The sequence below is a fragment of the Agrobacterium sp. NPDC090283 genome (genome assembly GCF_044769685.1).
GTDB lineage: Bacteria > Pseudomonadota > Alphaproteobacteria > Rhizobiales > Rhizobiaceae > Agrobacterium.
Window position 1 is genome coordinate 13,523 of the sequence record NZ_JBIVYG010000004.1, and the last position, 12,610, is coordinate 26,132.

Below are 12,610 nucleotides of genomic sequence, written 5' to 3' on the forward strand. Positions count from 1 at the left end.
ATGGATATCGTTCCACAGGCGGTGTGGAAAAAAAACGAAAAATTATTCACGCGATACCTTCCCGGTTACCAACTAACCGGTGAATACAATTACAGCGCCTCGCCCTCAACGCAGATGGCGGCGGTCCAGCTGAAAAGGCTGCTGCATTCGGGGTCCCATCCGTGGATCAACGAGACGCTGAATGAGATGCTTGAAGACTTCGAGACGAAAATTAAAGCAGAGCTGAGGACCCTCCGCCTTGCCCAGCTGGTGAATTTCCTGACCGAGGCGCAGAATCTCGACAACTTCGATCCCGCCGGCAAAACGGGCGGTTATGTCGCCTTTACCAGCAGGACGGACCCGTACCTGATCGACAAAATGGGCTATCATGAGAATACGGCCCATCTACGCGATTACAACAAGACCCATCTCGATTGGAGCAAGATCGCGGCAACGCCCGCCGGCAAGGAGATCGAAGCGCTGAAGCCCCAGCTGGTGAACGGCAAGCTTCGCTATGACGGCACGCTGAACAATGGCAGCTTCTTTTCCAAAGCCTGGGATAAGATCGATACGTTCAAGACCATTAGCTCGGCGGAATTCTCGAAGGACTGGGCCACCAGAAACGGCATCAAAGCTGTGGAGAACGGCGCTGTAACCGTCAACGGCCGTAAGGCCGGCTACGAAGAGGCCAAGGCGTTTCTGAATAAGGAGTTGCCCGACGGCAGGAAAATCGGATCGATCGGCAAGATACCTTCAAAGGTCCTCTCCACCATCGCCCAGAATATTGCCAAGCTCGGGGCGGGCACGGCCCTGATCGGCGCTTTCATGCTGGCGGTTCCGGCGGAAAAAGCCCAGGCGGCGGAAAACTACGATTCCACCAAACCAGACGAAGCCAACCGGAACTTCATTTCCGAACTCGTGGGGACAGTCGTTGGCGAACTCGGCGGCCTGCTGGCCGGGGCGCTGGCGGGGCTCGTCAGCATGGGAGCTCTTGCCGTCCCGGCGGCAATCATCGTTTCCAACAAGGCGGAGGAATTCGGAAAGTCGCTCGGCACCCTCTTCTACAACACTTTCCCGGAGGTGGCGAATGCGGTCGCTGAAAAGCTGGTGCCGTTGTTTTCCGTGGTGGGCGAGCAACTGGTCGATTTCGCTGAGGTGATCGTCAATTTCGTATCGGATGTCTTTGCCGACATGTCCGACTCGGTGTTCAGCCGCAAGGGCCTGTTCGGGCTCGATGGCCCGCTGTTCGGTGAAGGCGGCCCGCTGCAGTTCGCCAAGTCTTTCCTCCAGAAAAACTCGCTCCTGATGAACCAGGGCGTCTGGACCTATGACGGCTTCGACGCCATCCTCGATGGGAAAGACACCGACGACATGCTCGTCCACAGTGGTTGGGGCGAGGCTAACGGCGGCAAGGGCAATGACATCCTGCTAGGCTGGCAGGCAGAAAAAAGAGACGTGGGAGCTTCGTTGTTCGCGAATGGCGGCGAGCCAACCGCCCCGAAAGACCTGTCGATGAAACTGGACGGCGGCTCCGGCAACGACTGGGTGGTCGCCATTGGCGGCGAGAAAGCCACGACCATCGGCGGCTTGGGCCGCGATTGGATCTGGAACATTTCCAACGGCGGTGTAATCTATGGCGATACCGAAAGCGGCTATTATGAAAAGCCGGTCCTCGACGCGGCGGGTAAGCCCGTTTTCAAGCCGGACGGTACGCCTAGGACGATCCCGGTAAAGGTCGAGGACAGCAAAGAGAACAGCGACAACATCTGGTTTTCCGCCAACACCGTGATGATGGATGCCCAGAAGCACGACGTGCTGAAATTTTATGGCCTGCCGATGACGGGTGGCAATGCCGAAGGCGGTCTCGGTGGCCTTATGGGCTTTGGTGCCGTGGGCGGCGCCATCGGGCTCGCCAACTTCTACAATTCCCTGGACGAAAACGGCAAATACGACGCTGCCCGCTCGATCTATACCGACCACCTGCTGCCATGGATGAGCTATGGCTTCCGTCGGGAAAAAGACGGACAGGTGGATATGTATATCACCAACCAGTTCGATATTTTGTTTCTGGCGCTTTCCGGCCAAACGCGCGGCGAGGCCTACAAGGCACAGCAGCAACTGGATGCCGAGGGCATCCTTAAAGGCTGGATGAAAATCCGCAACATCGACATTCCCTACAGTTTCCTCGGCCAGCAACAGTTCCGTTCCAACGCTGCAGGCACCTTCAACATGGTGTTCAAGGCGCCCAATCCGCTGGCCAACCTGCTGGCGATCGTCAGCCCGTTGGTCGGGGCCATCGGCTTTGCGGCGATAGCCGGGCTCGGAGGGCTTTCCGCCGTGGACCAGGCGCTGACGCTGGCGGCGGCGGTATCGCGCTTCGCCAAGGGCCTGAAATGGGCCGAGGGTACGGACCCACTGATCATCGATCTTGACGGCGATGGCATCGAGACGACCGGGATCGCGACCAGTAACGTCTATTTTGATGTCGACGGTGACCTTTTTGCCGAACGCACCGGCTGGTTGAAGGGCGACGACGGGTTCCTTGTCCGCGATCTCAACGGCAATAGCCGAATTGACGACATCTCGGAGATGTTCGGCGGTGTCGGCCGTTCCGGATATGCGCAGCTGGCTGAACTCGATGCCAATGGCGATGGAAAAATCACCCGCGCCGACATCCTCTGGTCGGAACTGCGCGTCTGGCAGGATTATAATCGCGACGGCGTGACCGATGCAGGCGAACTGAAGACGCTCGATCAGCTCGGCATCGTGTCGCTCGACCTCGGCGCGCGGGCGATCGACATAAGAACGCCGCAGGGCGCAAGGCTCACAGGCACTGGAGACGTGACATTTGAAAGCGGCGCTGTCCGCCGCATGTTCGATGCCATTCTGATGTCAAACGACACCGACACGAAATTTGCGGGCGAGGCCGGCCACGCTGTCTGGCAGCCGGCCGCAGTGCTCGACATGAAAGGCTTCGGGCGGATCACCGATCTTTCGGTCGCGACGGCCAACGATATCGGCTTCAGCAACCTGGTTTCGGCGACCGCGGGTGCGATGACCTCGCCCGGATTCCGCACGCTTGTCGCCCAGATCGGCGACGTGCTCGGCGCCTGGGGCGCAACTCTGGAGCAGACGCGCGAGCTGACGCCTGTGCTCGTCGGCGTCGATGGCGCCGGCAAACCGGTCCTGCTCGACCGCGGCGTCTATGTGGAGGACGCTAAGGGCGGCTACTGGAGGCTTGCCTCGGCCGAGCCGATCCTCGACGCGCATGGCAACGCCATCGGCCGCCCGACGATGCAGGATGTTCTGGCACAGGCCGCAGCAGCGGGCGCGGGCTGGCGTCTCGAGCAGACCTGGTCGCCTTCGGATCGCTCGCACGCACTGACCAACCGCGAGGCCGCTCCCTACCTCATGAGCGTTGTGAACGGCCGCGCCGTGATCCTCGACTACGGCATAAGACAAGCGGACGGGACGTGGAAGCTGGCGTCGAACGCCACGACGACCCATGCGACCAAAGCCGATATTCTGGCGCTCGCCCACGCCGCCGGCACGGAGTGGCGGACGGAGGAGCTTGGCTTCAATCGTTATGCTGACCTTCCGGTCGACCGGATCGGCGTGCGCTTCACCGACGGCATCGCCGTCGACTACACGGTCAAGGTCACCGATCAGGACGGCACGTTCTACGTCTGGGCGCTCAATCTCGACCGCGCGATCCAGCTCGAATGGAAGACCGGCGACAGCCGTGAATTCAACCTGCGTAACTATGCGATCGATTTCGCTACTCTCGACGAGGTGAACTCGACCGACGATTCCACCTATCGTGTCGAGATGCTGACGCCGGCGCAGTTCCATTTCGCGGTTTCGCTCGGAGGGATCGATTTCCGCCCGGAAATGCTGACCGCGCAACTCGACAACGCGACCGGCCATATCAGCCACGCAGTCGGGCCGACCGGCAACGCGAACCTGTCGACCGATCCGGCCCAATATGTTTCCGGCATTGCGATGATGATCGGCATGCTCCAGCCGGTGATGGAGCAGTATATCACAACATCGCGGCGCATGGCGGTCAGACTTGCCGCTCAGGGCGGGCTGAAGGACTTCTTCGCCGGCGTGACCTATGACGCCGGCACGGACACGTACAAGCCGACGACAAACCGCGAACTCGCGCCGATGTTCGAGGCGATCTTCCGCGGTGCGCCGGCAAGCAACGCCGATGACGCCGTCCTCGATTACCTGACCAACTGGCATGCGATCCTAAGCCAGGTCTATCCCGACTACCGCCCGTCGGGCGAAGGCAACCTCGCCGGAAGCACGCTCAAGGTCGATCAGGCCTTCATCATGCAGATGCTCGTCGCCGCCTTCGAGAAGGTCAGCGTGGATCTCGATATCAGGGGCGTCGCGTATGCGCTCGGCGTCGACGAGAAGCGCATCGTCACCCAAAGCACCAGCGACACGATTGTCGATGGCACCGACGGCACCGATTATTTTTACCTGACCGAGGGTAACCAGACGCTCCGCGGCGGCAGTGGCGCCGACTTCTATTTCGTGGGGCGCAATTCCGGCAACGATCTTATCGACGACAAGGATTTCGGGTCCTCGGATGAGTTGCGTTTCACCGATGTCCTGTCGACCGACGTGAAGGCGGTCCGTGACGGTGAAGACCTGATCCTGCAGATCAACGGCCGCGCCAACGCCGTCAGGCTGACCGACCAGTTCCGTGGCGAACTCAACGAGATGCTGTCGAATGGCAAGCGGATGGATTCGGGGGTCGCCTCGATCGTCTTTGCCGATGGCGTCGTCTGGGACCGCTTCCGCATGTCGATGGAGGTGGTCGACAAGGAGCGTGCCGCCGGCCAGTTCAACGATTCCCTCATGGGTTCCGGCTCGGCAGACGTCCTCTGGGGCGGCAAGGGCAACGACTATATGTCTGGCGGTGCCGGCGGCGATATCTACGTCTTCCAGCGCGGCGATGGCCAGGATGTCATCGACGACCTCGGCACTTTCTCCTTCGGGCCGGTCAAGGCCGGCATCGACATTCTCAGCTTCAAGGGTGGCATCAAAGCCGAGCATTTGAGGCTGATCCGCGACGGTGAAAGCCCCAATCTCAAGATCATCATCCGTGATGATGAAGGCAACGCAACCGCCGACACGATCGAGATCGTCGGTCAGTTGGGCGGCGTGCGCCCCGGGCTCGGCATGTTCTCCGAGCTCATGGGGAGCGGCGAGGGGCTGGATTACGTCGCTCCGAACCTGATCGAGCGCTTCATCTTCGATGACGGATCGAGCCTCGATTTCGGGCAGATCGTCGAGCAGGTCCTCAAGAATGCGAAGACCGCCGCTGATGACGCGATCTTCGGCATGCTCAACAACAACATCCTCGATGGTGGTGCCGGAAACGACTTCCTATCTGGCAGGGAAGGCGACGACGCCTATATCTTTGGCCGTGGCTATGGTCGTGACGTCATCATCGACAATGCCATTCCGGGTCTCTTCGAGCCGCCGCAGCACGACAAGCTGAAATTCATCGACGAGATCCGCTGGATCGACCTCGATTTCCTGCGCGACGGGCCGAGCGATACGTTGCGTATGCGCCTCAAGGGGACCAACGACGAGGTTGTCCTGCAGGACTTTCTCGATATCGTCCCGATTTTCGGCTTCATCAACATCATCGAGGATATTCAGTTCGGCGACGGTACGACCTGGACCGGCTTCAAGCTGGCGCAGCATTATATTGACATCGCCAAGACGGTCGGCAATGACACCATATACGGGTATGATGAGCTTTCGGACTCGATCGACGGTGGTGCCGGCGACGACCGCCTGATCGGCTTTGGCGGCAACGACGTCTATATACTCCGCGCGGGTGGAGGGAACGACACAATCCTGGACAGCGCTGGAAACGACCAGGTCATCCTCGACGGCATAGCCTCGACCGATGTCGAGTTCTCGCGCACTGCGCTCGATCTGATCATCACGATCCGGGCGACAGGCCAGCGCTTTGTGCTGGAAAACCAGTATGTGCGAGACAACGGCCAGACCTATGCGGTCGAAAATCTCGTCTTCAACGATCGCACCGTCTCGTTCCTCGACGTTAATCCCGAGGACATCGACCTCGTAGGAACCAACGGCGACGACGTCATTACCGGTTCGAATTTCGGCGAGGCGCTGGACGGGCGCGGCGGCAACGATACGCTCACTGGCGGCGATGGCGGCGACACCTACAAGTTCGACGCGGGTTATGGCCAGGACGTTATCATTGATCGACGCGTTCGAGCGAGCTGGAGCGATCGGCACCGTGCGCGCATTCCGGTCGACGATATTGTTCTCTTCGGCGGCGGGATCACCCGCGACAATGTCGTCTTCACCAAGGACGGCAATGACCTCCTGATCTCGATCAGGGGCCGCACCGACACCCTACGCATCCGCAACCAGTTCCGTGACACGGAGGACGGCATCGAGCTGTTCCGGTTCTACGACGGCTCTACCATTCGCATCTCCGATGTCGAGGAACTGCTTCAGATCGCTGGCGGCAATCGCGGCGACAACATTATCAACGGTCTGCCGGATCAGGAGAACGTGCTCGACGGGCGCCAAGGCGACGACACGCTCTACGGCGGCAGGCGCGCCGATACTTATGGCTTCTCGGCCGGATACGGCTTCGATCGCATCATCGAGCGGCCGGATGCTTCCGGCGTCATCGACCGCGTCGTCTTCGGCGCGTCGGTGCGCTTCGAGGACATCTTTGCGAGGCGGAACGGAAACGATCTTATCGTCGACCTTGGCAGCGGCCAGGACGTGCTGACGATTATCGACGGGCTTTCGACGAACCGCGTCGAGCAGTTCGAATTCGCCGACGGACGGAGTCTGTCCGTTGAATCCGTCATAGACCGCATGCTGACGGGCTCGGGCGGCGACGATCATCTGATTGGATTCGACAACCGCAACGACACGCTGTCTGGCCGGGCCGGCTCCGACGCGCTCGAAGGCGGCTATGGCAACGACACCTACAAGTTTGGCATCGGCGATGGCAGCGACTCGATCTACGATGCCGGCGGCATCGACAAGGTCGTCTTCGGAGGCGGTATAACCCCCGATCTCGTCCAGTTTCGGAATATCGACGGCACCTTGCTGATCTCGATTGGCGGCGGCGATGACCGTCTCGCCATCCTGTCCGGCTACAGCGCCCGACCGGTCGAAAGTTTTGTCTTCTCCGACGGCGCCACGCTTTCGATCGATGCGGTGCGCGGCATCATCCGCGATGGCATGTCGAATTCGAGCCAGGACCGGGTTGACCTGCGCGAGCTCCCTTCCGACAGCACACTGGCGCCTGGCGCTGGCAACGATCGGCTGATCCTCGCCCAAGGCTCGCGCGTGAGGATCGGCGCGCAGGAAGGCATCGACAGCGTCGAAATGCCTTGGGGCGTCACTGACGCGACCGTAGTCTTCGATTCCTTTACCTCGAGCGATGCCGTGGTCCGGCTTGCCGCCGTCGGCTCGACCGACCTCGTTGTGTCCTTCTCCTCTGGAAGCCAGCTCGTCGTGCGCGACGCGCTTGGCAATGGCGGCGTGCCCACCCTCGAATTCGCCAACGGCGTCGTCTGGAACGCGGCTGCCCTTGTGCAGGCGGCGGTCTCCGCGCAGGCGAGCGCTGGAAACGACGTGGTCGTCGGCAGTAGTCGCTCCGACGCCCTCACCGGCGGCAAGGGCGACGACATGCTAAGCGGCGGCAATGGGAACGACAGCTACAGCTTCACCCGTGGCGACGGCCGCGACGTTGTCGACGATTCCTCCGGCAACGACACGCTCACGATCTCCGGCTTCCGGCCGGACGAGCTTCGGGTCTCGCGCATCGACCCGTTGCGCAACGACCTCCTCCTGTCCTTCGTCGACTCGACCGACCAGATCATCCTCCGCTACGATTCGAGCTGGAGCGGTGTCGATACCGTCCGCTTTAGCAACGGAACGGCGCTTTCTCTCGACCAGCTGCGCGATCTTGCGGTGATGACGGGCACCCGGCAGGATGACCGGATCGTCGGCTCCGGTCGCAACGAAACCTTCCAGGGCGGTCCTGGCGACGACGTCCTGATCGGCCGGGGCGGAGAAGACATCTATCGCTTCGGCCGAGGTGACGGGCAGGACCGCATCGAGAGCGATGGCTCGGCCGTCGGCAAGGGTACGCTCGTCTTCGGCGCGGACATCGCGCTGGAAGATGTTATTGTAACCCGTGATCGCGACGGCAATATGGTCCTGTCTATTCGTGGAACAGACGATCGGGTCACCTTGGTCGATCCCGCCGGTGATTTCGATGCGGTGATTGCGAAGATCCTCTTCGCGGACGGCCGCTCGATCAACTACCGTGCGCTGGCGAGCTCGATTCCAGCGACGGACCGGGACGACCGGATCATGGTGCCATCGGATATTGCCAATCCCGCCACTGGCTCGGAGATTTATGGGGGCCCCGGCAACGATCATCTCGAAGGCGGCCGCGGCGCCGACGTTCTTGCCGGCGGCAAGGGCGACGATATCCTCGAAGGCGGAAGCGGTGCCGACACCTATTTCTTCGCGCGCGGCGACGGACAGGATGTCGTCATCGACGTCGAGACGAACGACGTCGCGAAGATCAACAAGCTGCGCTTCGCCGCCGGGATTCTGCCAGGCGACATCCGCTTCCTTTCGGTAGGCCCCGCCGATCTCGTCATCGGCTTCGTCGGCGGCGATGACCGTATCACGCTGAAAGACCTGTTCAGCGGCGGCAATGCCAATCCCGACTACGGTGTCGAGCAGTTCGTGTTCGCGGACGGCACGGTCTGGCAGCTCTCCGACATTTATTCGCGCGCGGCAGCCTCCACAGGCGCCGGGGCCGATGTAATCGATTTTGGCACGCAGGTCGACATCACGGCAACGCTCGACGGTGGGACCGGCGATGATGTTCTCGCCGGCGGCGTCGGCGATACGACCTATGTCTTCGGACGCGGCTATGGGCGTGACACCATCCGCGAGGGCCGCGACTGGACGGGCTCGTTCGACACGCTGCGCCTGGCGGCCGGGATCGCCCCGGCCGACGTCGTGGTTGTTCGTTCGGGCAACGACATCATCCTGCGCCTTGCCGGCTCCGACGACAGGCTGACTATCGTCGGTCAGGCCAATGAGGGCCAGCCGCCGATCGACGTGGTTCGCTTCCAGGACGGTACGCAGTGGGATGCCGCTGGCCTCCTCAGCCGCGCGATGGCTCCTCAAGCGGCGGAACGGATGCTGCACCCGACAAGCCCGGCGACCGATCCGTTCGCGGGTCCGGTTTTCGCGGGCAGCGGTTCAGGCTCGGGCGGCGGAACCGCTGCGGGCGTTCCGACCATCGGGCTTGCCAAATTCGAGACGACCTCCCTTCCGGCCGAAACTCTCGCGACCGTTGGTTCAGCGACCGCGCTCGGCGGGAGCGTCTATCGGCTGACGCCCGACCAGAGCGGCAAGGCAGGCGCCGTCTGGGGAACAGTGGATCTTTCGAAGAACACCGTCTGGACGACCCGGATGTTCTTCGGCGGGCGCGAAAACGGAGCGGATGGCCTCTCTTTCTCACTCCAGAACACTGGTGCTTCGGCGATAGAAAACTCGACGGCGACAATGGCGGCTCTCCTGCCGGGTTCCTTCGGCATCCTGTTCGATACTTGGGGCCAGACGCCGGACATAAGCCGGTTCGTGCTCAACGGGAAGGTCGCAGACGATTTCGATCGCCCCTATGAGTTTGCCCAGCTCGAAGATGCAGCCTGGCACGACGTCGTCGTGACCTGGGATGCAGCGCGCAAGACCTTCAGCTATTCGATAGACGGTGATATCATCGGCACGAAGACCTATGATGTCGTTGCGAAGCTATTCGGCGGCGACAGTACGGTCTGGTATGGCTTCGGTGCGGCCACCCCCAGCTCCTCGAACGAGCAGAGCGTCGAAATCGTCAGGATTGAAACCCGAGAATATGTGGGTGCGGATCCCACAACGATCGGCACGATCGATCGTATCGGTTCCGGCCTCTTCGCACGCGAACTCGCCGGTTCCGCGTCGCGCAACATCTATGACGTCTTTGTGCCGCTCACGCGCTGGGGTGTGGGCGTAGACATCATCAAGAACTTCAAGGCCGGGGATGTCGGCGACAGCCTCAACATCGCCGTGGCCGAGGGCTTGCCCGGCAGCTTGATGGTGCGCGCCGACGGCGCCGACACCCTCGTTTACTTCGCGCCGCAAGGTGCGACCAGTTTCGCCGAGACGCGTCTTCTCCTGCGGTTGGAGAATGTCGCGCCGGCCGCGCTAACTTCGGTCAATCTCGGTGGTTCCGCCTTCACGGTTGTTGTGAACCAGACCAGGAACGGCGGCGCGACCATCGATGGCGGCTGGGGTGAGGACAATCTCATCGGCGATGGCGTTGCCAATGCGCTGTCCGGCGGCGCCGGCAACGACGCGCTTGATGCGGGTGCGGGCAACGACACGCTGACTGGCGGCACCGGCAACGACTGGCTGCGCGGCGGGGCGGGCAACGACACTTACGTTTTCAACCGCGGCGACGGTCAGGATACCATCAGCGACTGGGACGAAGGCGCCGACGCGATTCAGTTCGGGCCGGGCATCTCCGCCAGCGATCTCATCGTGTCGCACTTCAACCGTAACGACCACACGCATATGGTCATCGCGATCGCCGGAACCATCGATCAGCTCACCATCGAGCGCGCCATCAGCAGGACCTATAACCGAATCGAAGAAGTCCGTTTCACGGACGGCAGCAGCCTGTCCTACGTGCAGCTCTTCGATCGCGCGACGGTTGCGACTGCAGGCGACGATATCTTCTATGGCGACGAGCGCGCCAATATTCTTTCCGGCGGAACCGGCAACGATGCGCTCGATGCGGGCGAAGGCAACGACACTCTGACTGGCGGCACCGGCAACGACTGGCTGCGCGGCGGGGCGGGCAACGACACTTACGTTTTCAACCGCGGCGACGGTCAGGATACCATCAGCGACTGGAACGAAGGCGCCGACGCGATTCAGTTCGGGCCGGGTATCTCCGCCAGCGATCTCATCGTGTCGCACTTCAACCGTAACGACCACACGCATATGGTCATCGCGATCGCCGGAACCACCGATCAGCTCACCATCGAGCGCGCCATCAGCAGGACCTACAACCGAATCGAAGAAGTCCGTTTCACGGACGGCAGCAGCCTGTCCTATGCGCAGCTCTTCGATCGCGCGACGGTTGCGACTGCAGGCGACGATATCTCCTATGGTGACGAGCGCGCCAATATTCTTTCCGGCGGAGCCGGCAACGATGCGCTTGATGCGGGTGCGGGCAACGACACGCTGACTGGCGGCACCGGCAACGACTGGCTGCGCGGTGGAGCCGGCAACGACACTTACGTCTTCAATCGCGGCGACGGCCAGGATATCATCAGCGACTGGGAGGAGGGGGCGGACGCGATCCAGTTCGGCGTCGGGATTGCCCCAAGCGACCTCATCGTCACACAGATCAGCCGCGACGGCCACACCCATATGCTCATCGCGATTGCTGGAACCTCCGACCGTATCACCATAGAGCGTGGGCTTAGCACCAACTACAACCGGATCGAGGAATTCCGCTTCGCGGATGGAAGTGTTGAGACCTTCGCCGGCATGCAGGCCCGCGTAGCCGCGAACAATCTCACTGGCATTGTCAGCGTCGGCGAGATTGCGGTCGGAAGCGGGATTGCTGGTACAGCCGTAGATGAGGTGCTCGACGCGTCAGCCTATGCGGTTGGCACGACCTTGAATGGACGTGGAGGCTACGACGCGCTCGTTGGCAGCAAATTTGCGGACATTCTCATCGGCGGAGTTGGTAACGACACGCTCGCCGGCGGTGCCGGAGCCGATATCTATCGGTTCTTATCCGGCTTCGGACAGGACTTCGTGCAGGAATCGATTCGGGACGGCAGCGAGAACGTCATTGAGTTCGATGGATCACTTTCGGTGAATGATCTCATCATCGAGGCTTCTGGCGAAAGCAGAGGCGACGGCTCGATTAATCTCGGCGAGGGACGCTTGCGCTTTGCCGGGACAGACGACCGCATCGAGTTTACCAGTCTCGACGTGGTCTCCGAAATCCGTTTCGGAGATGGCACTGTGCTCAGTCGCCGGCAGATCGCCGATCGCGCCGTCACCTACAAAACCTTTGACCGGAATCTTTATTATTGGAACGCGACCTCTTCCGACCGGCTCGTCGGGACAGGCTTCGACGAGTATATCGACGGTCGTGGCGGCAACGATACGCTCATTGGCGGCGCTGGCGATGATGTGCTGGAGGGTGGCGACGGCGACGATGTTCTGGTCGGTGGCCCCGGCGATGATGTCCTCGACGGCGGAGACGGTGCCGACATCTTCCGCTTCTCTCGCGGTTTCGGGCGCGACACGGTGAGGTTCCGGGGCCGTGGGGTAGACTGGATCGAATTCGACGACACGATCACGCTCGGCGATCTGGTCATCGAGCGTGGTGTTGCTGCGCGACGCGACGGTAACACCTCAGGAGAAGGCCTGCTGCTGAAGATAGCCGGTACTGACGACGTCATTACCATCAATGTCGCTTCGGCTGCTCTACAGGTTGCGATGAACGCATCCGACA

At 61.5% G+C, this 12,610-nt stretch carries 1 protein-coding gene (only partly in view); it reads left to right on the forward strand.

What is annotated here, in order from left to right:
• A protein-coding gene (locus ACIQUH_RS07630; RefSeq protein ID WP_400813474.1) for a tandem-95 repeat protein crosses the window boundary here: on the forward strand, positions 1–12,610 show its beginning. Its footprint extends 19,967 nt past the window's final position; only the first 12,610 of its 32,577 coding nucleotides appear in the window; it begins with the start codon at positions 1–3; its stop codon lies off the right edge, out of view.